This is a genomic window from Marinoscillum pacificum, assembly GCF_024714495.1.
Lineage (GTDB): Bacteria > Bacteroidota > Bacteroidia > Cytophagales > Cyclobacteriaceae > Marinoscillum > Marinoscillum pacificum.
In genome coordinates, this window is the sequence record NZ_JAMZMJ010000002.1 from 339,997 (window position 1) to 365,779 (window position 25,783).

Genomic DNA, 25,783 nt, shown 5'->3' on the forward strand with positions numbered 1-25,783 from the left:
ATATGGCAAAATAATGATCTTTATTAGATTGTGCCGCCCATGACCAGAATCATTTTTTACGTTTTTATAAAACCACTTTCTCACTTACCATTTTCGGTACTCTACCTCCTTTCAGACCTTCTTGCTCTCTTTATGAAAGCACTTCCTTACAGAGGCAAAGTGGTAGATGAAAACTTAGCAAAAGTATTTTCAGACCAATCTTCAATTGAGCGCAAAACGATCAAACGAAAGTTCTACAAGCATTTTTGCGACCTACTGGTGGAGTCACTCAAACTATTTAGCATCTCAGAGTCAGAAGCTATCAAACGATTCAAAGTGGTGAATCCCGAACTCTTCGAGTCGGCTCAATTAAAAGACCGAAGCATCATTCTTACTGGAGGGCACTATCAAAACTGGGAATATTTTGCAGTAGCCACAGATCCACAAATAAGACATAAGCTTCTAGGGATTTACACCCCTATTACCAACCGATTTATGGAAACGGTATTCGCAGAGTCTCGTTCCAAATTTGGATTAGTATTGGTCCCCAAAAAGAAGACAAGATCTTACTTTGACCAATATAGAAACCAACCTACGGTCACAACATTTGCTGTAGATCAATGCCCTAGAAAACACCAGAAGGTCTATTGGACACAGTTTTTAGGACAAGAAACAGCCGTTCACTTCGGTGCAGAGAAATATGCCAAAGACTACAACTACGCTGTAATCTATGGAAGTGCTGTAAAAACTAGAAGAGGACATTATGAGCTCACATTCGAGCTATTAGAAGAGCATCCTAAACAAAGCCCTGAAGGCAGTATTACAGAAATGCACACAAAAAAATTGGAGCAGCAAATACTTGCTGCTCCAGAATATTGGTTGTGGACTCACAAAAGATGGAAACTCCAACCTTCATCAGTCACCACTTCTCAATGAATTGATCCAAGCTGCAATCTTTTCAGCCTCTTCTTTCGGAACCTGAGGCATTGGAGCCATTGGAGTCGCGTAGTTCGGCCAGTTTTGTGGTTCTGGCGAGTAAATCAACTCTACAATTCTCTTGTTAGAATATCTTCTTTTAGCAATCTCAGCAAATGGAGGTCCTACCACTTTGTCATTCACTTTATGACAAGCAGTACAAGTGTTCTTTTGCAACAAAGGCATCACTTGCTCATAAGACAACACCTCATTTTGAGCTCTCATTGGCTGAGGCTTTGGTGCTTTGATAGATTTAGCTTGTGCTGTTTTCTTAGGTCTTTTTGACAACTCAGAGTCGTTAAGCTTAGCGCCCTCTGGAATATTATTTAATGTATAATATCCTCTTGGGTGTAAAACAGGCAACTCTCCTTCAGCTGACTTGATACCCGGAGTATTGATTTCATGAATGAAATACTGTCTCAAATTGTCTACTACTAGCCTTACTTTCAATCCATCGTCAGAAACTTTTACACCTCTAATTTCAAGAGGCTCATTTTCAATTGTTGGACTACCGTACACCGAGTGATACTTATAGGTAAAGCTTTGTCCCTGGTAGCTGTCTGGATTCTTAGCAGAAGCGATATCAACAGGCTTAGTAAACTCAATTTCGAATCCATCAGGCATTGCTTTGATGGTTTTCATTTCCATTGGCACTTTACCTGACCACACTACTCGCTCAAATCCTGAGTTTTCAGGACCAGCAGATCCCCACCCTCTGTTGGTTTCTCCAACGAATAATGAACCGTCCTTACCGAAAGTCATACGCAATACACCAGACTGGAAGTTTTCTCTAAAGTCAAAGGCAACACCCTGGAATTCTCCGTTAACCTCTTCCAGATCAACACGCATGATTTTACTCTGACCTTGATCTCCAACGAATACCTGACCAGCAAATGGACCAAAACCGCCACCAGTTTCATCTTTCAAGATTTCTGAATTGGACACACCAAGAATAGCGTGTGGCAACCAAACTGCAGGCAAAGTAATCTCCGGGAATGTTTCTTTGGCTTTCACCATAGTCAACGGATTCTCTTCGTCCTGAATGTTAGCCGGCTTTACTGCTCTACCATCTTTTCTAATTCTACGCTCATCAAAAGTATTGTAGAATGTTTCTTGATTTACTTCGATCGGAGAATTCGCCTCATCAGCCCATCTCAATCCTGCTGGGTGACCAGTGAATGAACCTTGTTTAACATGCCAGATTGCTCCCGATCCAATCCAGTCTCCTTGATTGTCATCGTAGAACATCTCACCGTCTATCATACCAATTCCACATGGAGATCTCATACCTGTAGCCCATGGTGTCATTTCACCATCAGGAGAAATTTTCATGGTCCAACCTCTCCATTTTACACGGCTCTCACCTCTCCACCACTCTTCGTCACCGAATGCAACATTGGCAGTAACGTACATATTTCCTTCATTGTCCATTTTAGGGCCGAAAGAGTACTCATGGTAATGACCCGATAATGGCCAGGAGAAAATAGTCTCATATACATCAGCTCTACCGTCTCCACTTCTATCTACCAACTTAGTTAATTCACCTCGCTGCGCACTGTAGAAGGCATTTTGGTAATATGCAAGACCCAATGATTCGTGTAGACCTGAAGCAAAAAGTGTAAATCTTGGCACTTCACCATTGATCATGTATGGATTCTCAATTACCCAAACATCTCCTCTTCTGGTTGACAAACCAATTCGACCATCAGGCAAGGTTGTTAACCCGCCTACTTCCAACAATACTCCCTCTGGAGCAGGTATAGTTACGATAGGATAATAATCTTCTTCCACTGGTTGGGCATAACCCAAAAACGAAATCAGTGAAAGACATGCAAAAGCTAAATAATTTAAATTTTTCATAATTTCAGTGATTACCAGATGATCGAATATTTTACAGGATTAGCATCAATAGGAAGCATCAATTTTGACTTTGAGCCATCCTTTACAATCTGAGGTGTTTGACCCGACAATATCTCTATATAATAGTCTTTATCACCAATCACATACATTCCATTATCCATTTGGTAAATACTTGCAGCCTCAGCTACTTCAAAGGATCCAGTAACTTCACCCAGGCTTACTTCTCTGATTACTTTCGTATCATCAGCGTCTGGATAAACCTTGTCTTTTACCTCTTTACCATCCACTTCATAGATGAAAGTTGGTAAGCCAGTTTTAGTATCCAGTGTATATCCTTTTGACTTTACAGAACCAGCTACTGAAGAACCTTCATATAAGTACTGAATCATCCCTAATGGACGGAATGAACCATCTCCTCTATCATGCCACATAGGAGTAGCATTCACAAAATCACCTTTCCAAACACAAGCAAGATTACCTGAAGCTAAATCGTATACATAGTTGATTCCTGAAGGAATTCCTACACCAATAGAATGAGTGATTCTTCTACTTCTATCACCTTCAAAATCCAAAAATGCTCTCAACAATCTTGGCTGATTACCTTGTGGCTTAATGAAAATCGGCGCTACAGACGAAACGTTCACAGGATGTGAGCTCATAGCATGCAAAGCCTTTTCGTGTCCGTTTGAACTCGACAGGAACAATCCAAAATATGGATCCACCCATGATCTGGTTTTGAAATACATGATCTCCACTTTGTGATCTCCTGCAGATAACTTCTTAGTTCCAGAGAGACCTCTCCATCCTCTACCAACTTCTTCGCCATCCACTTTTAGCCAGGCTTGACCACCGAAAGAACCTCTAAACGTATAATCGGTCGCTTCAGCTAGCTTAAGCGTGCCAGTATACTTGATCACAAAACCATTATCACGCTGAGCAATATCGTAGTTCAATAAATCCTGCTTACCAGAAATATCTGCATTGGTAGCTTTCTCAGCCAACTCGTAAGACTCATAATCACCATGGAAAACTTCATAGTTTACATCAGTCAATTCAGCATCCAAATCATGCATCAACTTATACTTGAAGTTTCTGAAGGCAACCGCACCATGATCTCCCTGGATCAAAATTGGGCCCATGGCAACTTCATTGTTTTGAACAGGTCCACCTGTAGGTAATGGAATTTCCAGGTTCTCATGAATGGTAACACCATTCAAAGTTGCTTTGACAATTCGTGCATTAGCGATCTTATTACCCTGAGCATCAAATTTAGGAGCCCTGAAACTGATTACCAGATTTTGCCACAATCCTGGGGCTTTAGCAGCATTAGTCAGTGGGGCTTTTCCCATATAGCTCTTTTCTGGAGCACTTTCCCAGTTTCTGTAAATACCTCCTATGTCCGAGAAAGCAGGATTTTTAACTCCCCAGCTGTCATATAGCTGCACTTCATACCTTCCTTGCAAATACAAGCCTGAGTTAGATCCTTTTGGAAGCATTACTTCTACATCCAACTCAATATCACCATGCTCCCAGGTGGTCAGCAAGTTACTTTTCTTATCATTAGTAGGTAGATTCACCAGGATACCTGTACCAGGCTCTGTCGTAACAGCTTTTGGTGGCTCAGGCTGGTTTTTCTTCTTCTTTTTCTTTGTCTCCACTGGCTCCTGATGATGTACATCCACATTTGGATTCATTTCTACTTCACCAACTACTTGCCAATTTCCAGCTTGCTTTTGAAACCCCTCCATAGTTTGAAAGGTGAGTGTCTTTGTACCTCCACCCTGCGCCGCGACAGCTAAAGACCATATGCTCAACACACATAGCCCGATCATTTTTCTCATAAGATTACTAGGTTGTTATTTCACTAATTCACTAAAAATTCTTGAAAGCTACAAAATTTCCATAGCTCTTCTCTAGTAATACCCTTATGCTGACGTAATCACCTAACCGTTCAAATAAAAAAGCATCCGCCTAAAAGACGGATGCTTTAAATCAAAACTCACACACTGTAAACAATATTTTTAATTCATTCTAGTTTGCTCTGGTTCGCCCAGAAGAACCGGTATATGATCTTCCGTTACTGCTAGAAGCAGTTGACCTGGTAGTGCTTTTGGTTGAAGCCTTAGAATTATCAGATTTCGATGAGCTTCTGCTGTTGTAGCTTCTACCATTTCCACCACCTGTACTATTAGATCTGTAAGCATCATTATTTCCTCTGTTTTTAGAGTTTTCTACCACATACCTGGAAGAAGATCTACTTTGATAGTCATTAGAATTCTTTCTTGACTTATAGGAATTGGTATCTCTGTAGTCTTTTCTATTATTCTGATGAGTATCATAATGCTTGTTGCCTTTGGCTTTGTAATGACCATATGCATTTCCGTTTCCAGGATGGCTGTAATAGTTGTGATGTCTTACATAAGTCACATGGTTATGTCCATGATGATGGTGACTACCACAAGCCACTACATTCCGTCTGTAGAAATTTGAGTGATATCCACAGAAATTATTACACACGTGATTGTAGAATGGATAATCGTAAGTAATTACTCGATTATAGATTCTTCCATATCGACCAATGCTTACATTCACAAACACATCACCTCGCTGAAGCAGGACGTCAAAAAACAGCTTGCCATGCTGATTGATTCTGCTCGTATGAACTACATCGTAGCCCCAATAATCATGCTCAATGGCATGCACCACTTCGTATGGCATTCCCCAGGATTGGGTCACACCAAATGACGTCACAAAACTGAAATGCTGCGCATTACTTTTAGGTAGGAATAAGATGGCTAAAAGGATCGAAAGTAAAACTGCTCTTTTCATGACTCTACACGTTTGATTACGAGTAGAATTAGCCAATTATGATGCCAAAAATCCAAAAACCAATTAACACATTGACTTACTGACAATTACACCACACAAAAAAGGGTGTGCATGAATAGAAAAAGCCAGCAAGTACTGGCTTTATCAATTTGCATTTTCAATTATTAGTATCTTAATGATGTGATCGAATTAGTATAAACTAACAACTCCGATCGGTCATGCTCAAATTCTAATAGGTTACCCTTCACTATTAAAGATAGCTTTGGCAATAAAGGATCACTTTTTCAAAATATCATCGGCAACCTTCCTGGCATCCAGACAATATTTATCATTGCCTTCCAATTTCCATTCGCCGGTTTTCTCAACGTAGTATTTCACCGTTTTTTCTACAACCTTATCATACCCTCCATATGATTTCAGCATCTTCTCCACTTCTTCCTGATATCCTTTTCTACTTAGATCTCCAGATTGAACCAGATCCCACTGTCTATTAATCCACTTCAATTTCTCTTTGTAAATAGGAGCATTTGTTTTGTAGGCCATCAAAAAAAGCGAAAGTGCTTTTGCTTCAGGAGTGGGTTTTTCAATTCGCTTTTTCATAATTACAATGTATCGTAATGGGTTGATGTGTTTTCTTTCGATTACAAATCTAGGTATCCTTCAAGTCGTATCATATTTTATCCCAAATTATGCACTAAAGCATAATTTGCCCAAAGGGCTGACGAAAGCTTCGCTTTGTCAGGACGGTCCGCCGCAGCGGTTACCCTGACAAATAATTTTAGAATTAAAAATTATTTCGTCATTATTCAAAAGAATATTTCGCTTGCTGTTCTGAAGTATTCTATTGAATAATCCGGGTTTATCTGATAATTGCTGGTGTCTATTGAGAGTAAGTTGTAAACTCGTGTTTTGATCATTTCTAGATCTCTGGAAGACAGAATACTACAGTTTGGGGTGTTTTGGGGATTTAGATAGTTGGGAGTTCTTTGGAATTACAAATTCCTTGACTCTTTACATTCGGATTTCAAATCCGAATGAGTGGGGCATATGCACTTTCAGCGCTTGTTATAAGTCTTTGTTAGGCCTGATATTACTGAATGCTTCCATAAATACATCTTGAAGGTTCTTAGGAGGAATGATCATCCACGTACACGCAATTGTTGTAAAAGCTTCTACTTTATCAGTTGGATGTTCAAATGTAATCTTAGGACGGATAGAATCAACAATTTCGTTCATAGCACCGAGATCCAAGCCGAAAATGTTGGTATTAAGATCATGACTAAATTGGTTTCTTATTTTGTTGAGCCTAAGAACCCCTGGTTTAATAAATGCAACAGCATTCGCTTCAGATGGAAGCATGTTAGCTTTTTGGGAAAATGAAAGTCTTAGTTTACCTAGGTCACCGAAAGAATAATGAGAAATTAGAAATTGATTTACATAATGCTCTACAATGAGATGGCATTTAAGAATTCTCCCAATATCATCATGATCTCTGCTAAAAAGTTCTTTGAATTTCTCGTTCTCAGTGTTGAAATGCTCGTCAATCTCGGCCATGTGAGGCTTAAGAATTTCAACTGCGTGTTCTATTCCTTCAATTTCTCTCATTCTAGATATGACCTATAACAATATTATAACATGACTAATCTAACCCATTTTAGCCTTGTGAACAATCGTTCACTGAAGGAGTGTTACAAACCACCAAATATCTGACTGAGGTGAAATCTTCAGTTTTGGGTATTCTGAGGATTTTGGAGAGAGGAAATTGAAGGGTTTTGTTAGTTGGAGCTTTATTGATTTACCAATTCCTTGACTCTTTCCATCCGGATTACAAATCCGAATGAGCTGGATTCAAATGCTCTTTGCAAACAACTAAGTAAGTCGATTAGGCTTAGCGCCTGTTATCCATTATAATTTCGAATTCAAGGTTATGCTCTTCTAAGTTCTTAGCGAATTCATTGGCTTGATGGTTCTCAACTTCATATCGAATTGGTTCTCCATCCAGCATTAAGTCAAGAAGTTCTTTGGCTGGTTTGAGAGTTATAGACGGATTGAATTCAGTTAGAAGTTTGACAAAGGAGACCCGGTTCTGATGCTTTTTCTTGAAATGCTTTATTTCAAAAGTCTTCTTAAAGTTTAGTGAGATTACCTCACGTTCAGCGATTGGTTTTCCTTCGTTAAATGTTCCTTGAGTTCCAACAGTTAATCGTTCCCGATGATAAGTAAAGTACTCTGGGTTAAGAATCCACATGTTAGCAAATCCTTCACTACTTATTGGAATTTCAGACTTCAGAAGTTCACCATCACTATCCTCAAATTCAGGATAGATCATAAAAAGATGTCCTACTGGATGGTCAGGATACCAGAAGTCCCACCGAATTCCTTGAAAAGCGAGAGTGTGTCTTCCACCTTCTTCAGGGTTAAACAGTCGATACTTAACCCGAAAGTCATGTTCACGTCCAAATACTTTTATGTAAGGTCTATTTTCCAACGTTTAAGTTTTGAAATTCTGCATATTTGATTCTTTCAGTATCGAGCTCGTCTAACCTTTTGCCGATCATCTTGTTCAGTCGCACCCATAGCTGAGGGTTTAGCTCCCAAAAGTCTGATTCAGCATTTAGAGTCGCTTGCAACAAATCCCCTTCATAAAAATCGCCTTCTGCAAACAGATTTTTTTCCAATTGTTCTAAAGCCAGTGGAACAAGAAATTTTAGTCCAATATTCTGACCGATCATGATTCTCAAGTCTTCAATTTGATATTCGTTGAGCGGAACCGACCTGAGTTTGTGCACAGTCTTCACAAGATAGCTATCATGTTCAGGATAACCCCAATTGACTTTTTCTAGACTATCAAGACTCTTAAACTTCCAGTTTGCTTCGAACTTCATGTTAGGAGAGATTGTGGATAACGCCCAACTAAAATGAGTATGCGTCCTAGTTGCTCGAAGCAGAGAGGACTCTATTTTGCATTATCCTTCCAAATGGCTCAGTTCGCATATTCATTTTAGTATTTCTTAGGGATTTTATCAGATTTAATTACTCCTATACAAAATCAAATAGCATTTTTTGGTAATCCATACTGTGGAGGAAGGAGAGGAGGTACTTAAAAAGAGCCCCAGATCAATACTACTTGCTGGTAAGTTGCTGTAGATATTTGATGTTTTTAAAGAAACATAGTTAGTGCTTGATGTCGAAATTTCAGTACCAGAGATTACCTCATCGGCAGAAAGGTCATATAATGAAAGGTAGGCAGTTTGTGTTCCGTCTGTAACTCTCATGGCTTCAATAACAAAAACAATACTATCAACATTGGTATAGTGTTGTTTATTAAAGTCCAATAATTCTCCACCAATTCTGCCAGTTGTACCGCTTCCTGTATAAGCACCGGCGGGCCCCATAGCGGCAATGATCACCTGGATCTGCTCATCAAACCCTCCATCTATTCCATTGCAGACATATCTGGTTACACTGATCTCCTCGTTATCAAGTATTCCATCACCATCATCATCAACGCCCGAATCAATTTTAATTCCACCATTTTCACAATTTGATCCTGCTGCTTCATCTGAAATGTTGACCAAACTAACACTACCATCAAGCCCATTACATGTATATGCGGTAGCATTTATTTCGGAATCGTCAAGTGCTCCGTTAGAATTACTATCTATACCCGTATCAATTTTAATTCCTCCATTATCACAGTTAGTTCCTGCCGCTTCGTTGGTTATTTTAGTTAGAGAGTTATTCCCATCAATTCCATTGCAGACAAAAGCTGTTGCAGATATTTCAGTATCGTTAAGAGTTCCATCTCCATTGGCGTCAATGCCAGAATCAATTTTTAATCCACCGCTTTCACAGTTAAAACCAGCAGCTTCGCTGGTTATTTTGGTAATAGAGTTATTTCCATCAATTCCATTACAGACATAAGCTGTTGCAGATATTTCAGTATCGTTAAGAGTTCCATCTCCGTCGACATCAACGCCAGAGTCGATTTTCAATCCTCCGTTATCACAATTTGTTCCAGCTGGTTCAGTTGATACAGATGTTAAACTTGTGTTACCGTCAACTCCGTTGCAGACATAGCTGGTGGCAAGTATTTCGTCGGTATCCAAAGATCCATTCGAGTTATTGTCAATTCCAACATCTACTTTAATACCCCCATTTTCACAGTTAGTTCCGGAAGGTTCATTGGTTATGTTTACCAGACTACTCAAGCCATTTGTTCCGTCCTCTCCCGCAGGTCCAATTTGTCCTTGTTCTCCCTCACATCCTATGAAAAGCAATATTATTAGTGCTGAAAGTGAGTTTTTGATTTTTGTATGATTCATGTTCTTAGTTAATCTGAATTATTCCTAACAATGTTGTAACATGACCAATGGTCATGTTATTTTATTATAACATGACTAATCTAACCCATTTTAGCCTTGCGAACAATCGTTCACTGAAGGAGTATTACAAACCACCAAATACTTGGCTGAGGTGAAATCTCCAGTTTCGGGTGTTTTGGAGATTTTGGAGAGAGGAAAATGCAGGATTTAGTTAGTTCGGACTTAATGGAATTACAAATTCCTTGACTCTTTACATTCGGATTTGAAATCCGAATGAGCGGGAAAGAAATAATCTAGATATGCATAAAATAGAAAAAGCCAGCAAGTACTGGCTTCTTCATCAATCAATTTGCATTTTCAATTATTCGTACCTCAAAGAAGTAACTGGATTAGAATACGCAGCCCGAATGACATGAAGAGAAATGGTAATCATTGCAACTACCAAGGCCATCACTCCTCCCAACAAGAAAACCAATGGGTTTATAGATATGCGATAAGCAAATCCCTCTAACCAGCCCGCTAAATAGATCCAGGTAAATGGCACCGCAATTACGAAAGAAATAAGTATCAATATCCCAAAATTCTTGGATAACAAGACCATTAAATCTTTAGAGCTGGCTCCCAATACTTTTCTAATTCCAATCTCTTTAATTCGTCGGTTGATGGATATACTTGCCAACCCAAACAGCCCCATTCCCCCAATCATAATAGCCAACACAGCAATGATGGTAATAATGGATCCCAGTTGATTATCTGCTTTGTACAATTCTGCAAAATGATCATCTAAAAACTCGTACTCAAAAGGGTAATTACTCACAAACTGATTGTAGACACTTTCCACTTCTTTGATACCCTGCGCAATATTGGAGCCATTGAGCTTAACAGACATCTCACTGTATCCCCAATCAGAGTGAACAACCATCGACAAGGTATTGACTTTGTAGTGCAATGAATTGAAATTAAAGTCCTCCGTCACACCAATGATAGTTCCCAATGAATCATCCGGATACCAACCATGTCCCACACGCTGACCCAGTGGATCTTCAAAACCAATTTCTTTGGCAAAAGCTTCGTTGACAATAAATGCCAATCCATTATCCTTTGCATGTTCCTTACTAAAGGTCCTGCCATCCTTAAGTTTGATATCGTATACATCGAGATAGTCATAGTCTACCACCACATTAGAGGGTGTAAAATCAACTATCCCCGTATCTTTCTTAACCTTAAAACCCCATTGATGAAAATTATTACCAATTCGCTGACCTGAGGCAGTCACACCAAGAACACTTGATTGCTTTAAAAGCTCATCTTTAATCTGCTGATAGTTATCACGAGCATCATAGTTGAGACTAACCACCATGATATGATCTGTACTGTAGCCAATATCCTTGTTTTTCATATAGTTCAATTGCTGTACGACGACCAACGTGCAGACGATCAAACCTACAGCCAGACCAAATTGCAACACAATCAACGAACTTCTGAAAAGAGATTTTTTCTCTCCTGACTTCAAGCCTTTCAAGACGGTGACTGGCCTGAAAGATGACAAATAAAGTGCTGGGTACATTCCTGTGATAATACCAAGCGCCAAAGTGAAGAGAAAAGCCACCACGATAAATTCAGAGCTCACAAACTGAATCATGGAGAAATCCCGATCGATCAAAATATTTAATGATGGGATAGAGATAAAATCAATCACAATAGCTAGCGCGAAAGCAATTAAGGCCATGATAGTAGACTCCAATATGAACTGGAAAAACAGCTGATTGCGAAGTGCTCCAATGGTTTTACGAACTCCAACTTCCTTAGCTCGGGTACTTGCCCGAGCTGTCGTCAGATTCATGAAATTCACGGATGCAATGATCAGAATAAAGACTCCAATTAGAACAAATACATCAATATAGGTACCATTGAATTTTCGGTGATTATTGTAATCATGCTCAATATCTGTAGAAGCTAAATGCACATCTTCAAGAGGCTGCAAGAACAGCTTGTAGAAATCGTTGATATCCTCATTGTCCATCATTCTGGATAGGTACTCTGGATATCGCTGAGCCATATCCTCCAAATTGGCACCATCATTTAGAATGAAATAGGTATTAAGATAGTTGCTACCAAACCTGTGATCAAAATCAGCCGGATCATCAGTACCTAAGTAAATACTGCACAGCATATCAAATTGCAAATGCGAGCCATCTGGAACATCTTCTAATACTCCTTTCACTGACAGCAAATCATCATCCATTTCAAACTGCTGACCCACTACATCGATTGATCCAAATAATTTGGTAGCCGTAGACCTAGTAATGTACGCTTCCTTTCCATCCATTTTTCCTGATGGATCTCCTGCTATAATCGGGAAATCGAAAATAGATAAGAACGTACTATCCACTCCACGCACCTTATCAATCATGAAATGCTTGTCACCTACTCTTGCCGGCTGGTTACGAAAAGACCAGAACCGTGCATACGTCTCTATCTCAGGAAACTCCTCTTTCATGGTTGGTCCCATACCTGGCATGGAAAGCGCCACTTTTTGAGTGTTCGTACCTGGGAAAGACTGCACCTCACAAAGACGATAAATTTGATCCTTCCTGGAATGAAAAGCATCGAATGCCTGCTCTTCTTTCACAAACAAAAAGATGATGATGCATGCTGCAATCCCTAGAGTAAGACTGAAGATATTGATGGATGAAAAACGCTTATTTTTCATCAGATTGCGCCAAGCGGCAATCAAATAGTTCTTAAACATGTCGTAGTTGTTGAGTTTTTGATATTCAAAGTTTCTGATCACTCCTGGGCGAAACATAATGAGCACATCCAACCAAAAAATGAATTTTGCTAAACGAGGCTTGTTCTTGGCCCGAACTCCAAAAAGCTCCGTTAAATCACCTTCAATGTCTTCCAACATGTCCGGATCACAGAACCACCTGAGAAAATGCAGGGGAATTTTCGGAGGTTTAGCGAAAGTCCCCTTCATATAAGTTTCAAGTCAAACGCCACATCTGGAATGGATTCCCACAGTTGTTTTCTTGTATCCATCACTTCCTTCAGAACCTTTTGGCCCAATGGAGTGACAACAAAATAGCGTTTTCTCTTTCCTCCTCTGATAGCTGTAGCCTCACCTAAATGTGACTTCAGCAATCCCTTCTTTTCCAATCTTTTCAGTGCAGTGCGCATCGCTCCCACACTCACTTTTCGCTTTAGCTTAGACTCTATTTCTTCTTTAATGGCAATACCGTAGGCTTCCTTATAAAGCACCCCTACTGTCAACATCAATATCTCCTCAAATTCCCCAATTGTATTCTTACCCATAAATTAAAATCCTGTTTGTAGCTAAAATATAAAAGTCCTAAACGTAGCCTTTATAAACATGGTTACAAAAGCATAAAAAAAGGCTACACGATGGCAGCCTTTCAATCTCTATCCAAAATGATTTAATTACATATTTCGTCGATACTGACCACCTACTTCAAACATGGCATTGGTGATCTGACCAAGTGAACAATACTTGGTTGTTTCCATCAATTGCTCAAAGGTATTGCCGTTGTTCAAAGCCACATCTTGAAGCAGCTTCAGCATGTTGTCACTGTGCTCTTCATTTCGATGATGCAACGCATTCAGATTGCTAATCTGAGCCTCTTTCTCTTCAGTAGTAGCTCTGATGACCTCATCCGGAATGATCGTAGGAGAACCTTTAGATGACAAGAAGGTGTTTACTCCAATGATTGGAAGCTCGCCATTATGTTTCTTGGTTTCGTAGTACAAGCTCTCTTCCTGAATCTTACCACGCTGATACATGCTTTCCATGGCACCAAGAACTCCGCCTCTTTCCGTGATTCTATCAAACTCCACCATCACGGCTTCTTCCACCAAATCTGTCAACTCCTCTGTAATGAATGAGCCTTGCATAGGGTTCTCATTTCTAGCTAAACCAAGTTCTTTATTGATAATCAACTGAATGGCCATTGCCCTTCTAACTGAGTGCTCAGTTGGTGTAGTGATAGCTTCATCATACGCGTTGGTATGCAAAGAATTACAGTTGTCATAAATCGCGTAAAGCGCCTGCAACGTGGTGCGGATATCGTTGAAGTCAATCTCCTGAGCATGAAGCGATCTACCAGAAGTCTGGATATGGTATTTCAGCATCTGCGAGCGACTATCTGCACCATATTTGATTTTCATGGCTTTCGCCCAAATTCTTCTAGCTACTCTACCAATCACTGCATATTCTGCATCCACTCCATTGGAAAAGAAGAATGAAAGGTTTGGAGCAAACTTGTTGATGTCCATTCCTCGTGACAGGTAATATTCCACGAAAGTGAATCCGTTCGCCAGTGTAAAAGCCAACTGCGTAATCGGGTTAGCTCCAGCTTCTGCTATATGATAGCCAGAAATAGAAACCGAATAGAAATTCCTTACGATATTATCAATAAAGTACTGCTGCACATCCCCCATCAAACGCAGGGAAAATTCCGTTGAGAAAATGCAGGTATTTTGTGCCTGATCTTCTTTCAATATATCCGCCTGCACCGTACCTCTAACTGTTGACAAGGTACGAGCTTTGATTTCACCGTAAACATCTGCAGGAAGTACATCATCACCTGTAACTCCCAGTAGCATCAAACCCAGTCCATTATGACCTTGAGGCAATTCTGCATTGTATTGCGGTCTTGGACTACCTAATTGCTCATAGATCTTCTTGATCTTCTCTTCAACTTCAGCCTCCAGGCCATTTTCCTTGATGTAAAGCTCACATTGCTGATCAATTGCGGCATTCATAAAGAACGCTGCTATGGTTGCAGCAGGACCATTGATGGTCATGGAAACAGATGTCGTAGGCTCGCATAAGTTAAAGCCCGAGTAGAGCTTTTTCGCATCATCTAAACAACAGATGCTCACTCCTGAATTACCGATCTTTCCATAAATATCCGGACGGTGATCCGGGTCTTCGCCATAGAGTGTTACCGAATCAAATGCGGTAGACAATCTCGCCGCTGGCAAACCATGCGAGACGTAGTGGAATCGCTTGTTGGTACGCTCAGGACCACCCTCTCCAGCAAACATTCGGGTTGGGTCTTCACCTTTTCTCTTGAATGGGAACACACCAGAGGTATATGGAAACTCTCCTGGTACATTTTCCTGAAGACTCCACTTCAACACATCTCCCCAGCCTTCATATTTTGGCAAACTCACTTTTGGCACCATAGAGTGCGACAAAGTTTCTGTCTTGGTCTCTACCTCGATTTTCTTTCCTCTTACTTCATAAGTGAACGTATCGCCTTCGTAGTTCGCCTTCTTGGTATCCCACTCTTCGAGCAGTTTCTTATTGTGCGGATCAAGATCCAACTCCAACTGTACCTTAGCTTCTTCTATCGCTTTGATGGCTTCCGATTTGTCCATCGCTTTCATCACTTCCAGTGACTTATCCAGGCCATAGAGTTTTTGAGCCAATTCTCGCTGTTTCTCAACAGTCTCATTGTAATCACGGATCGTTTCAGAAATCTCCGACAGGTATCTCGTGCGCTTCGGAGGAATGATGTAGATCTTCTCCGACATCTCCTTTGTTGATTTGAAGTTGGATTTCAAATCAGCTCCTGTTTTTTCTGCCAGTTGATCCATAATCGCTTTGTACAGCTGATTCATACCCGGATCATTGAACTGACTCGCGATCGTACCATAGACAGGAAGTTCCTCATCTTTGGTTTCCCAAAGTCCGTGATTACGCTTGTATTGTTTCTTCACATCACGCAGCGCATCTAGAGCCCCGCGCTTGTCAAACTTGTTCAATGCTATGACATCTGCAAAGTCAAGCATATCAATTTTCTCTAGCTGAGTAGCAGCACCGTATTCAGGAGTCATCACATAAAGTGACAAATCAGAATGGTCTGTAATCTCCGTATCTGACTGACCAATACCAGAAGTCTCCAGAATGATCAAATCAAATCCAGCCGCTTTGGTGATGTCTACAGCATCTTTCACATATTTGGACAAAGCCAAATTACTCTGTCTTGTCGCTAAAGAACGCATGTATACACGATCTGAAAAAATAGAGTTCATTCGAATTCTATCTCCCAACAGTGCTCCTCCTGTTTTACGCTTGGATGGATCTACAGAGATCACTGCAATTTTCTTAGCTTCAAAATCTAGCAAGAACCTTCTTACCAATTCATCAACCAATGAAGATTTACCAGCTCCACCTGTTCCTGTGATTCCTAAAACCGGAGCTACTTTTTTGGATTCGATCGTTTTACGGATCTCTTCCAACATTCCTTTATTTTCTTCAGGATAATTCTCTGCTGCAGAGATCACTCGTGCTATATCTCCTGCAACCTGCTTATCCAATTTCTTAACTTGTCCATTAAGATTCTGTCCAACAGCAAAATCAGCTCCTTTTACCAGGTCATTGATCATTCCCTGCAATCCCATCTCACGTCCATCATCCGGACTGTAGATACGAGCAATACCGTAAGCATGTAGTTCATCAATCTCCTCAGGAAGAATAGTACCTCCTCCTCCACCATAGATGCGAATTTGCTCTGCACCGCGCTCTTTCAACAAGTCATACATGTACTTGAAGTACTCTACGTGACCTCCCTGATAGGATGTGATCGCAATGGCTTGTGCATCTTCTTGAACAGCACAATCTACAATTTCCTGTACGGAACGATTATGACCCAAATGAATCACTTCACAGCCTGTAGACTGAATGATTCGACGCATGATATTGATTGCTGCATCATGTCCATCAAAAAGGGAAGCTGCAGTGACTATGCGGATATGATTCGTTGGTTTGTAAGGGGCAATGCTTTGAGACATAAGTGATGTTTTATGTTTTGGGGTTTTATGTTGATTTTGGGTAACCACAAAAATAAGCAAAACAGCACTGCTATTGTTCTGATTTTGTGGGATTAAGAATTTAACAAATTTTCTAAGGCCGGTTAATTAAAGTTAATTAGGACTCTTCCATTAGCAAGAAGATTACTAAAATCTGATATTGCATCATTATTTAATGTCTAATAACGTATTGACATACAATCTTTAATTGCTATGCCATTTAATTAACTACTTATGAAAACTTATCACACTCTTACCTTGCTTGCAGCACTGTTGTGCTCCACAATGGCTTTCGGTCAAACTGAAAAAGGTTCTCTCTATTTAGGTGGAGGATCTAATTTATCAATGGGGGTTACTAACCCTCAAAACCAGTCCTGGAAATACTTTAACATCGCACCATCCGCTGAGTATTTCATTTTAAAAAACTTCTCAATTGGCACAGACTTACCTTATTCGTTTAGTGTTTCTAGACCAGATGGACAAAAACATTCCTTTCATACATTTGGTCTATCTCCATATGTGAAGTATTACTTTGGAGAATCTGCATTTAAACCTTTCGTTGGAGTGAAGTATGAATTCGAATCTCAATTTTCAAAATCACAGATAAATGGAGAACTATATAAAAATACATCCAGCACCTCAATCCTTAATTTTGGCGGTGGTTTTGCTTACTTCATCAACGACAAATTTGCTGTAAACTTTGATGTTGGTTATGGCATTTTCCAACCATTCAATGGTAGTTCCTTTAATAATTCATTAAGAAGTAAAGCCGGTTTCATGATACGATTAAAATAATCACTGAGCCCTGGTAACAACAGGGCTTTTTATCCTCATTCATTACAAGTTTACCAATTGAGACGAACATTAACTTCATAAGTAACGTTAGAGTCTATTGATTAATTAATATCCAATCAAAAACTTAACTTATTATGAAAATTCACCACACACTAACTGTGCTCATAGCCTTACTATGCTCCACCATTTCTTATGGCCAAACGGAGAAGGGCTCCATTTTTGTTGGAGGAGACTCATTCCTAGGAATGGGATTCAGTTCTGATTATAATAGTTTCAGCATTTCTCCCGGAGCGCACTATTTTATCATTAACAATCTCTCATTGGGACTTTCCATTCCTTATTCTTTCAGTCACTCAGAAACCGAGACTAGTGAATTCACCTCCAATTCCATAGGCCTTGCCCCATCAATAAGGTACTATTTTGGTGAAACAGCCTTAAAACCCTATATCGGTGTAGAATACGGCTTTTACTCTTATTCCAATAAGGTGAAAACTGACTTAGTAAATGATAAATACAATGAAAACCAATCAAACCTTACACCAGGTGCTGGACTCGCATACTTCTTCAACGATAAATTTGCCGTTAATTTCGAATTAGGCTACCATTTTTACAAACCATTCGATGGCAATTCAGACAACAATGCATTGAGAGGCCGTGGGGGTTTTATCATTAAACTAAAGTAAAAACCAAGTGCCCTGAAATTGATTCAGGGCACTACCTATCAGTTTACCAGCCCTTCTTATTTAAAAATACATTAGCCAAATAAAACCTCAGCACTGGTTGATTTAGTTCATGAATATCATGTGAAACCATCAATGATGAAACTGTGAAAAGTTCAGAAAATCTATCTGAAGCATTTACACATACGTGAAAAGAGATGTGTAAAAAACTAGTCGATGTTTGGACAACTTTGCATGTTGCCCATTAACTACTTAAGAGTGTACTACTCCACACAACACAAAGAGCCTTAAGACACTTTTTTTTGTGATTCTGAAAATGCAGAATTGATGATTTGGCCAAAATTCTCATTATCTTAAGATACCTAAAACCATTCACCGACTAAAATGGCACTTTCCACCTTACTTCATAATGGACGCAAGATCATCTATGCAGATTATTCTGATTGCAATGGCAAAGAGGAGATGATGCAACTAGCACGAGAGCTAACGAGCTTTCTACTGGAACAATCAGAAAAAGAAGTACTCGTCTTATTCGATTACACAGACACTTATTTAAGCTCGGAGTTCATGAAAGTAGTGAAAGAAGAACGTGAAAAATTCTACAAGCAAAAAACAGCTAAAGGAGCTGCACTAGGAGTTACTGGCATTAAAAAAGTACTCCTGAAAGGATACAATGCATTGAGTAGAGGAGCAGGCATTCAAATGTTTGACACGAAATTGGAAGCGCTCAATTACCTAACCAAATGACTTAGCGTTAAAAGGTTATTCATACAGCATCCAACACTGATCAACAACAATTACACAAAATACATCCAAATCAATCTGGACATTCTGAAATTGAAGGTCCAAAACAATACAATGACTAAAACCAGCGGATAAACCATTTGCTCTAATGAATAGTCAAATACCAAACCCAGCAAAACGGTCACGAGCATCTCAGCTATACACAAAGCATAACTCACATACATTGCACCAGTAAAATATCCAGGCTCTTTTTCGAATCGATAATTACATACCTCACATTGCTCCCTCATCTTAGGAACTTTAAATAACAGGACATTCCCTTTAGACTCATACACATCCCCATCACCACACGATGGACACTTTTCTTTCCAGAGTTTTGTTATTAATTTCATTTCAATCCATTAAAACTGCCCCACAAAGTTAGATTAGCATGTAAATGATTTACTTACACTTAAGTTTCCAATATTTATACAAAAAGGACATTACACGTTGAAATCAATTAGCATTCTAGATATTAATTCCTTTAAAGATTTAGAGGCCGATAGCTTTTACTGTAATGTGTTTAGCCAACACGTAAAAGCACATCACAAGGCAATTACAATCCCCCACAAACACAACTTCTATCTATGCGTACTATTTACTCATGGCTCGGGGACACATGAAATAGACTTCAACACCTATAAAATAAAACCGGGAAAAGTATTCTTCTTAAAACCTGGCCAAACACATCATTGGGTACTATCAGAAGACATAGAAGGATATATTCTATTTCATTCGTTCGATTTTTACAACCTTGAATTCACCACACAATCAATCAGTGATTTTCCTTTCTATTTTTCCAATCACAGCAGTCCCACACTTCATCTCAACCCAATAGAGTCTTCAGGAATTGAATCACTTTTCAAAGAAATACTCTGCGAGAATTATCAAAGAGAGCGATATAAAAAACAAAAAATCAACCATCTTCTTGGGATCCTTTACATAGAACTGAGTCGGTTCTATTTGGCAAAATCAGATCAGAAGACAGCAAATGCATCAAAAAACAACTACTACCTTCATCAATTAGAAAGCCACCTGGAAAATAATTTCAGTCGAATAAAATCTCCCGCTGCATATGCCGACTTATTAAACATCTCAGTAAGACATCTAAATCGGATTACTCAAGAATTAATAGGAAAAAGCACCACACAAGTGATTAATGAACGCATCATATTGGAAGCCAAAAGGATTCTCTTGTATAAGGAAATCCCTTTAAAAGATGTCAGTTTTCAATTAGGGTTTGAAGAGTATTCTTACTTCTCAAGAGTATTTAAGCAATACACCGGGACAACTCCCAAAGAATTCAGGAATAGCTATTTAAACAAGGATTCAAACAATTGATCAAATTACTTTCTCACCTATCATGCCTACCAAGAAACCGGCAGTAGCTCCTAATGAAGGCACAAAGCTTTCTTTCATTTTACTCGCTGGAGCAATATCCTGAAAGATCAAATACAGAATACCTCCACTCGCAAAAACCATTAAGCATGCTGTGACATCAGGGTATTCCGAAAGGAAAAAATACCCTAACAGCGCTCCTATCACACCAGAAAAACTTAGAAAAGAGAAGATCACCAAAGTCTTTTTCACACTAAACCCACTCAAAACCATATCTCTAAATGAGTTGAAGGCCTCAGGTAAATTTTGCAACCCAATAAAAACGGCAAGTAAAGTTCCAGTACTTTTATCTGTAGCGAAAATGGATCCCAATGCAATGGACTCAGGAATAAAATCCATCAGCATAGCCAACAATGTAGCCATTTGCCCTCCCTTTTTCGCCAACCACCTATCTATCAAAAAGAACAACACAGCACCAGCAACAAAACAGAGAATCATAGGCCAAAGTGTAAGCAACTCCAACCCTTTAGGCACTAACACCAACCCTACAGCAGACAGAATAATTCCTCCACCGAAAGCCATCATAGTATGGGTGATTTCATACTTAACCGGAGATTCTTCAGCATGATGATTGAATGCATTAGCCAACACACCTCCAATCAAGACCGTAACCCCTGCAAATAAAGAATACCATAGTATTTCTAATAACATAAGAAGCAAGATAGGCAATCATAACACCTGACTCAAAAACAACTCATTACCTGAACAAAATGCTCTAATTAAAACTCATCAAAAAGAGCGAAACCGGATTAATTAATTATCAGTATGCTCATTTTTTGAGCATTACTATATTTTATAGATTTATTTAAAGCTAATTATAACCTTATTTTATATTTAACCGTATAATCGTATACACAGATATTATTTATGCTATTTTTTTGAGCATTCGCTTTAACCACTCAATCAATAGCCCATAATTAATACACTGACATACATTTTAATAACCTATTAACGACTTAACTATGCTAACATTCTTTGGAATAATCGCCCTATTGGCGGGAATTTTGATTTTTATAATTGCCCGAATTGACATCTCCATTCCAGCACTTGCCTGGATGAAAAAATTCAAACGAACACAGGGATTAATAATCATGCTTCTGGGAATCGTCCTAATGCTTATGAACTCACTGTTCTTCTTTGCAGATAGAGGCTTTAACTATCTACTCGTATATCCGACTGGACAAATGAGTGCGGTAATGGAGCAAGGGATCAAATGGAGAGGTTTTGCCAAAATAGACAAATGGGAAAAATACATTGACGTCAAAGTAGTGGGACAAAACATTGAAATCGATGAATCTGAAGTAAGTGGCGTGATGAAGCCTATTCCCCTTCGATTTATTGATCAGGTGACCGCTGCAGGATATGTATCTACTCGTTTTGAGCTACCTCGCGATGAAGAAAGCTTCATCAGTCTTGCCGTGAAATTCAGAACAATGAGCAACCTGGTAAACAATACGATTGTGCCAACTGTAAAAGAACAACTAATCAACACAGCGTACATGTTTGCCGCACAAGATTACATCTCTGGTGAAGCTCAGAGTTTCCGTCAGGCATTTGAAGAGCAACTGAAAGGTGGAGCTTATGCCGTTGAGAAAATCGAAAAGAGAGATACGGTTTTCACAGCGATCAAGCAAGATGAAACAGATCGTGGGATCAAGGAAATCAAGACTTCTTACGAAGTGAAGAAAATACTTGACAATGGTATTCCGAAGCGAATTCAACATGAATTAAGTGAGAACAACATCATCGTGTCTCAAGTAATTGTGGACAATATCGAACTGGAAGCCACCTTCAAGCAACGACTTGAAGCTCAGAGAGATGAATCAGCAAAAAGACAACTGGAGCAACAAAAAGTGGAAACCGCTAAAGACGCACAGCAACGTATCATCGCTGAGGGTGAAAGAGACAAAGCCGCAGAACGTGTAGCGCAGGAGAAAGAGCAAGTAAAAGCCTTGATCGCCATTGAGACGAAGCTAAAGCAAGAGGAAACAAACAAGAAGCTTGCTGCCATCGCTCTGGAAACAGAAAGACTGAATGCGCAACGCAAAAAGGTACAAGCTGATGCTGATGCCTATGAGATTGCGAAGAAAGTAACTGCCGGTATCACCCCTGAAGTGAAGTTGAAAATGGAGCTTGACAGAGATGTGAAAGTAGCCGCGGAGATCGCTAAGATCAAATTCCCTGAAACGATGATTATGGGAGGTGATGACAAAAGCGGAACCCCACTAGAAAGCTTGATAGGTGCTGCAATGGCCAAACAACTGCAAACATCTAAAGGCAACTAATTAAACCTCTAACCTAACCTTCGCCGTTCGGCCGATTAACTAGATGGCCCTGATATTTCTGTCAGGGCCTTTCCTTATTATTCAGACTCCCAAAGATCTTCTAAACTGTATGGCGATCCTTCCACCACCCAAATAGAACCATCAATGAACCTGAAGCCTGATTGAATTCCATTGATATGTTCTAATTCTTGAGTCGTCAACTCCAAACTAGCTGCAGCCAAATTTTCTGCAATTCGCTTTTCATTGGTTGACTTTGGAATCACAGCTATTCCACGATTTATAGACCAACTAATCAATACTTGTGCCGGAGTGGCATTATGACTTTCCGCAATTTTTTCAATTATAGGCTGCTCCAAAAGAATTGGCTCATCATCTGATTTAGCTCTTGCTGGTCGATCCATAGAGCCCAGAGGAGAATAAGCAGTCATATGAATTCCTTTGGATTTGCAATAATCAGCCAACTTTTGCTGAGGCAATAATGGATGCATTTCTACCTGGTTCATTTCAGGAAACTCGATTTTACCTAGAAGCTCCAGGTTAGCAATATGAAAATTACTTACACCCATATGTTTAGCTAATCCAGCTTCTTTTTGAACAAGCATCGCTTCCCAAGTTTCCTCCAATGGAACTTCCTCAAGTGTAAGAAAATCATCCCCTTTGAATGGGAAACCAGCACTTTCTTTCACAGCAATTGGCCAGTGCATCAAATACAGGTCCAGATAATCTAATTGTAAATCAGAAAGTGTTTTTTCCAGTGCAGGCTGGACTGCCTCCTTTTTATGTGCAGAGTTCCAAAGCTTGGATGTCACCCACAAATCTTCTCTTTTTATATCCCCAGCTTTGAATGCATCCCGAAAGGCTTCACCTATTTCAGCCTCATTTCCATAGACCGCTGCACAATCGATATGGCGATAACCAACTTCTATTGCTTTTCTTACTGCATTGTAAACCAAGCCTTTATCTGACTTCCAGGTACCTAAACCAAGAATTGCCATTTTATCTTTATTCCTGAATGTGATATCTTTCATCCTATAATTCATTTTTAATTGTAATTTAGTAACCAGTCCCGCCCATTAACGTTTCGAAAAAACTCTATAAACTTAGGCAATAAGTTATGATCAGATGCTTGGCAATTGACGATGACCCCTTATTCTTGAAACTTTTAAAAGTCTACTTTGAGGATATGAAGACTGCAGAACTCATTTCTACATACTCAAATCCAGTAGAGGGCATCATGGCGTGCGTAAAAGAACAACCAGATGTTTTACTGCTTGATCTTGAAATGCCCTATTTGGATGGAATGGAAGCTTTGGAAACTCTTGATAACCCTCCTAAGGTAATTGTGATCTCTGGACATCTGGACGGCAATAATGCCGTGACAATTCCAATAGATAAATTCATCAGCAAAACAGAAGTAAAAACAGCTGAGATTTTGGAGCAAGCTATCAACGAAGTAATATAAAAAACCCTCTCCTGTGTAAGAGAGGGCTTGCAAGCAAAGAGTTAAGATTTATTTTGTACTTAACCAAAGTTAAGACACGATTGATAAACTTCCTAATAAGTTTTAGTTAGAACTTATTGCCATCAACAAGTCACTTTGTGTTACGATATGCACCTTATTTTGATCATCTCTCACTAACAGAGCGTTAGCATTTTTACTAATCAAAGAAGACAGCACATCTATGGTATTGTCCATACCCACAAACTGGAACGGAGGATCCATAATTTCACCAACTGCGGAGTTTTTAATATCAGGATTGTCTAATAAACTCTTCAGCACCTTGGTATCATTAAGGCTACCTACAAATTCTCCGGAAGCATCAACTACTGGCACCTGATCAATACCATTTTCATTCATGGTCAAAATAGCATCACCAACAGTCATCTCTTTATTGATGGTTTTCAAATCTGCGGAGCCATTTCTATTCGAAATAATGTCTTTTGCCGTAGCAAATTTCCTTGACTCCAGGAATCCGTGATCTTTCATCCAGTTGTCATTGTAGACTTTACCCAAATAACGAGTTCCATGATCCGGAAGCAAAATCACCATCACATCATCTTCCTTTAGATTTTCCTTAGCATACTCTAGTGCTCCATGCACAGCAGAACCACAAGACCAACCCACAAAAAGACCTTCTTCACGAGCCAACTTCCGTGCCATCACAGCGCCATCCTTATCCGTCACTTTCACGATATGATCAATCATATCAAAGTCAACATTCTTTGGCAGGATATCTTCACCAATACCTTCTGTGAGGTATGGGTATATTTCCTTTTCATCAAAGATTCCTGTCTCCTTATATTTCTTAAATACTGATCCGTAAGAGTCGATTGCCACAGATACTACTCCAGCATTTTGCTCTTTCAAATACTTAGATGTACCACAGATAGTACCACCAGTACCCATTCCAGCTGCGTAATGTGTTACCTTACCTTCTGTATCTCTCCATATCTCTGGACCTGTACTCTCATAATGCGCCTTGGTATTGGATACATTGTCGTACTGGTTTGGATAGAAAGAATTGGGAATATCCTGATTCAACTTCTTAGCTACTGAATAATAAGATCTTGGATCATCTGGGGAAACGTTTGTAGGACAAACAATTACTTCTGCTCCTACAGCTCTCAAAATATCCATTTTCTCAGGAGACTGTTTGTCTGCTAAAGTGAAGATACATTTATATCCTTTTGCCTGAGCAACCAAAGCAAGGCCCATTCCGGTATTTCCAGATGTCCCTTCAATGATTGTTCCTCCTGGCTTGAGAATTCCTTCTTTTTCAGCATCTTCAATCATTTTCAGGGCAATTCTATCTTTTACCGAGTTACCTGGATTGAAGTATTCTACTTTCACCAATATGGTGCCTTTGATCCCTTTGTTTACACTGTTCAACTTTACCAGCGGGGTGTCACCGATAGTTTCGATCAAAGTATTGTAATATCGCATGCGAGTGTCGGTTTTATTCGATCGCAAAATTAAGGAAAAGCACCTCCTCACCTATGAGATTGAATTCTTTTTCAACAAGTTCCAATCAAAAAC

At 39.5% G+C, this 25,783-nt stretch carries 22 protein-coding genes; 7 read left to right on the forward strand and 15 right to left on the reverse strand.

What is annotated here, in order from left to right:
* Positions 1-39: 39 nt before the first annotated feature.
* On the forward strand, positions 40-915 hold the full coding sequence (locus NXS00_RS08290) for a lysophospholipid acyltransferase family protein (protein ID WP_258098693.1): 876 nt from the start codon (positions 40-42) through the stop codon (positions 913-915).
* Here the strand turns inward: NXS00_RS08290 and NXS00_RS08295 are convergent.
* From NXS00_RS08295 to NXS00_RS08345, 11 genes are all read right to left on the reverse strand, one after another.
* Positions 895-2,814 carry a c-type cytochrome gene (locus tag NXS00_RS08295; protein WP_258098694.1) on the reverse strand — a complete coding sequence of 640 codons (1,920 nt, stop codon included), beginning with the start codon at positions 2,812-2,814 and terminating at the stop codon, positions 895-897. The two genes, NXS00_RS08290 and NXS00_RS08295, sit on opposite strands and share 21 nt — an antisense overlap.
* An 11-nt stretch (positions 2,815-2,825) precedes the next feature.
* On the reverse strand, positions 2,826-4,655 hold the full coding sequence (locus tag NXS00_RS08300; protein ID WP_258098696.1) for a 3-keto-disaccharide hydrolase: 1,830 nt from the start codon (positions 4,653-4,655) through the stop codon (positions 2,826-2,828).
* 190 nt (positions 4,656-4,845) lie between these two features.
* Entirely contained in the window at positions 4,846-5,643 is a 798-nt protein-coding gene (locus NXS00_RS08305) for a hypothetical protein (RefSeq protein ID WP_258098697.1), read from the reverse strand.
* A 276-nt stretch (positions 5,644-5,919) separates the two neighbouring features.
* A complete protein-coding gene (locus NXS00_RS08310) occupies positions 5,920-6,243 on the reverse strand; it encodes a hypothetical protein (protein ID WP_258098698.1) in 324 nt (107 codons plus the stop codon).
* 465 nt (positions 6,244-6,708) lie between these two features.
* The gene (locus NXS00_RS08315) at positions 6,709-7,248 is read right to left on the reverse strand and encodes a hypothetical protein (RefSeq protein WP_258098699.1); all 540 of its coding nucleotides are present in this window, start codon (positions 7,246-7,248) and stop codon (positions 6,709-6,711) included.
* A gap of 283 nt (positions 7,249-7,531) precedes the next feature.
* Entirely contained in the window at positions 7,532-8,131 is a 600-nt protein-coding gene (locus NXS00_RS08320) for a hypothetical protein (RefSeq protein WP_258098700.1), read from the reverse strand.
* A complete protein-coding gene (locus tag NXS00_RS08325; protein ID WP_258098701.1) occupies positions 8,121-8,528 on the reverse strand; it encodes a contact-dependent growth inhibition system immunity protein in 408 nt (135 codons plus the stop codon). The genes NXS00_RS08320 and NXS00_RS08325 overlap by 11 nt, the downstream gene beginning before the upstream one ends.
* A gap of 144 nt (positions 8,529-8,672) precedes the next feature.
* On the reverse strand, positions 8,673-9,968 hold the full coding sequence (locus NXS00_RS08330; protein ID WP_258098702.1) for a DUF7151 family protein: 1,296 nt from the start codon (positions 9,966-9,968) through the stop codon (positions 8,673-8,675).
* 361 nt (positions 9,969-10,329) lie between these two features.
* Positions 10,330-12,948 (reverse strand): ABC transporter permease, encoded by a 2,619-nt coding sequence (locus NXS00_RS08335; protein ID WP_258098703.1) that lies wholly within the window; start codon positions 12,946-12,948, stop codon positions 10,330-10,332.
* Positions 12,945-13,283 carry a PadR family transcriptional regulator gene (locus NXS00_RS08340; protein ID WP_258098704.1) on the reverse strand — a complete coding sequence of 113 codons (339 nt, stop codon included), beginning with the start codon at positions 13,281-13,283 and terminating at the stop codon, positions 12,945-12,947. Before NXS00_RS08340 ends, NXS00_RS08335 begins: the two co-directional genes overlap by 4 nt.
* Positions 13,284-13,409: 126 nt before the next feature.
* A complete protein-coding gene (locus tag NXS00_RS08345; RefSeq protein WP_258098705.1) occupies positions 13,410-16,787 on the reverse strand; it encodes a methylmalonyl-CoA mutase family protein in 3,378 nt (1,125 codons plus the stop codon).
* A 252-nt stretch (positions 16,788-17,039) separates the two neighbouring features.
* Here NXS00_RS08345 and NXS00_RS08350 point away from each other — a divergent pair, with 252 nt between their 5' ends.
* The 3 genes from NXS00_RS08350 (at position 17,040) to NXS00_RS08360 (ending at position 19,027) form a co-directional block, all read left to right on the forward strand.
* Positions 17,040-17,600, forward strand: a complete 561-nt coding sequence (locus tag NXS00_RS08350; protein WP_258098706.1) for an outer membrane beta-barrel protein — start codon at positions 17,040-17,042, stop codon at positions 17,598-17,600.
* 134 nt (positions 17,601-17,734) lie between these two features.
* Positions 17,735-18,283: an outer membrane beta-barrel protein gene (locus tag NXS00_RS08355; protein WP_258098707.1), complete on the forward strand. Its 549-nt coding sequence runs from the start codon at positions 17,735-17,737 to the stop codon at positions 18,281-18,283.
* A gap of 381 nt (positions 18,284-18,664) precedes the next feature.
* On the forward strand, positions 18,665-19,027 hold the full coding sequence (locus NXS00_RS08360) for a hypothetical protein (RefSeq protein WP_258098708.1): 363 nt from the start codon (positions 18,665-18,667) through the stop codon (positions 19,025-19,027).
* A gap of 50 nt (positions 19,028-19,077) precedes the next feature.
* Here the strand turns inward: NXS00_RS08360 and NXS00_RS08365 are convergent, their stop codons facing one another.
* On the reverse strand, positions 19,078-19,416 hold the full coding sequence (locus tag NXS00_RS08365; RefSeq protein WP_258098709.1) for a DUF983 domain-containing protein: 339 nt from the start codon (positions 19,414-19,416) through the stop codon (positions 19,078-19,080).
* A gap of 97 nt (positions 19,417-19,513) precedes the next feature.
* Between NXS00_RS08365 and NXS00_RS08370 the strand changes: the two genes are divergently transcribed.
* A complete protein-coding gene (locus tag NXS00_RS08370) occupies positions 19,514-20,404 on the forward strand; it encodes an AraC family transcriptional regulator (protein WP_258098710.1) in 891 nt (296 codons plus the stop codon).
* Here the strand turns inward: NXS00_RS08370 and NXS00_RS08375 are convergent, their stop codons facing one another.
* Positions 20,405-21,112 (reverse strand): ZIP family metal transporter, encoded by a 708-nt coding sequence (locus NXS00_RS08375; protein WP_258098711.1) that lies wholly within the window; start codon positions 21,110-21,112, stop codon positions 20,405-20,407.
* Positions 21,113-21,423: 311 nt separating this feature from the next.
* Between NXS00_RS08375 and NXS00_RS08380 the strand changes: the two genes are divergently transcribed.
* Positions 21,424-22,746 carry an SPFH domain-containing protein gene (locus NXS00_RS08380; RefSeq protein WP_258098712.1) on the forward strand — a complete coding sequence of 441 codons (1,323 nt, stop codon included), beginning with the start codon at positions 21,424-21,426 and terminating at the stop codon, positions 22,744-22,746.
* A 77-nt stretch (positions 22,747-22,823) separates the two neighbouring features.
* On the opposite strand, the gene NXS00_RS08385 is transcribed toward NXS00_RS08380, so the two are convergent.
* A complete protein-coding gene (locus NXS00_RS08385) occupies positions 22,824-23,774 on the reverse strand; it encodes an aldo/keto reductase (protein ID WP_258098713.1) in 951 nt (316 codons plus the stop codon).
* An 86-nt stretch (positions 23,775-23,860) separates the two neighbouring features.
* On the opposite strand from NXS00_RS08385, the gene NXS00_RS08390 reads away from it, so the two are divergent.
* On the forward strand, positions 23,861-24,208 hold the full coding sequence (locus NXS00_RS08390) for a LytR/AlgR family response regulator transcription factor (protein WP_258098715.1): 348 nt from the start codon (positions 23,861-23,863) through the stop codon (positions 24,206-24,208).
* Positions 24,209-24,310: 102 nt separating this feature from the next.
* Here NXS00_RS08390 and NXS00_RS08395 read toward each other — a convergent pair whose 3' ends face one another.
* Positions 24,311-25,690: a cystathionine beta-synthase gene (locus NXS00_RS08395; RefSeq protein WP_258098716.1), complete on the reverse strand. Its 1,380-nt coding sequence runs from the start codon at positions 25,688-25,690 to the stop codon at positions 24,311-24,313.
* Positions 25,691-25,783 lie beyond the last annotated feature (93 nt).

Excerpts from the sequence above, each read along its gene's own strand:
- NXS00_RS08290 (WP_258098693.1), top strand. The coding sequence starts at position 40 with ATGACCAGAATCATTTTTTACGTTTTTATAAAACCACTTTCTCACTTA.
- NXS00_RS08295 (WP_258098694.1), bottom strand. The coding sequence starts at position 2,814 with ATGAAAAATTTAAATTATTTAGCTTTTGCATGTCTTTCACTGATTTCG.
- NXS00_RS08300 (WP_258098696.1), bottom strand. The coding sequence starts at position 4,655 with ATGAGAAAAATGATCGGGCTATGTGTGTTGAGCATATGGTCTTTAGCT.
- NXS00_RS08305 (WP_258098697.1), bottom strand. The coding sequence starts at position 5,643 with ATGAAAAGAGCAGTTTTACTTTCGATCCTTTTAGCCATCTTATTCCTA.
- NXS00_RS08310 (WP_258098698.1), bottom strand. The coding sequence starts at position 6,243 with ATGAAAAAGCGAATTGAAAAACCCACTCCTGAAGCAAAAGCACTTTCG.
- NXS00_RS08315 (WP_258098699.1), bottom strand. The coding sequence starts at position 7,248 with ATGAGAGAAATTGAAGGAATAGAACACGCAGTTGAAATTCTTAAGCCT.
- NXS00_RS08325 (WP_258098701.1), bottom strand. The coding sequence starts at position 8,528 with ATGAAGTTCGAAGCAAACTGGAAGTTTAAGAGTCTTGATAGTCTAGAA.
- NXS00_RS08330 (WP_258098702.1), bottom strand. The coding sequence starts at position 9,968 with ATGAATCATACAAAAATCAAAAACTCACTTTCAGCACTAATAATATTG.
- NXS00_RS08335 (WP_258098703.1), bottom strand. The coding sequence starts at position 12,948 with ATGAAGGGGACTTTCGCTAAACCTCCGAAAATTCCCCTGCATTTTCTC.
- NXS00_RS08340 (WP_258098704.1), bottom strand. The coding sequence starts at position 13,283 with ATGGGTAAGAATACAATTGGGGAATTTGAGGAGATATTGATGTTGACA.
- NXS00_RS08345 (WP_258098705.1), bottom strand. The coding sequence starts at position 16,787 with ATGTCTCAAAGCATTGCCCCTTACAAACCAACGAATCATATCCGCATA.
- NXS00_RS08350 (WP_258098706.1), top strand. The coding sequence starts at position 17,040 with ATGAAAACTTATCACACTCTTACCTTGCTTGCAGCACTGTTGTGCTCC.
- NXS00_RS08355 (WP_258098707.1), top strand. The coding sequence starts at position 17,735 with ATGAAAATTCACCACACACTAACTGTGCTCATAGCCTTACTATGCTCC.
- NXS00_RS08360 (WP_258098708.1), top strand. The coding sequence starts at position 18,665 with ATGGCACTTTCCACCTTACTTCATAATGGACGCAAGATCATCTATGCA.
- NXS00_RS08365 (WP_258098709.1), bottom strand. The coding sequence starts at position 19,416 with ATGAAATTAATAACAAAACTCTGGAAAGAAAAGTGTCCATCGTGTGGT.
- NXS00_RS08375 (WP_258098711.1), bottom strand. The coding sequence starts at position 21,112 with ATGTTATTAGAAATACTATGGTATTCTTTATTTGCAGGGGTTACGGTC.
- NXS00_RS08380 (WP_258098712.1), top strand. The coding sequence starts at position 21,424 with ATGCTAACATTCTTTGGAATAATCGCCCTATTGGCGGGAATTTTGATT.
- NXS00_RS08385 (WP_258098713.1), bottom strand. The coding sequence starts at position 23,774 with ATGAAAGATATCACATTCAGGAATAAAGATAAAATGGCAATTCTTGGT.
- NXS00_RS08390 (WP_258098715.1), top strand. The coding sequence starts at position 23,861 with ATGATCAGATGCTTGGCAATTGACGATGACCCCTTATTCTTGAAACTT.
- NXS00_RS08395 (WP_258098716.1), bottom strand. The coding sequence starts at position 25,690 with ATGCGATATTACAATACTTTGATCGAAACTATCGGTGACACCCCGCTG.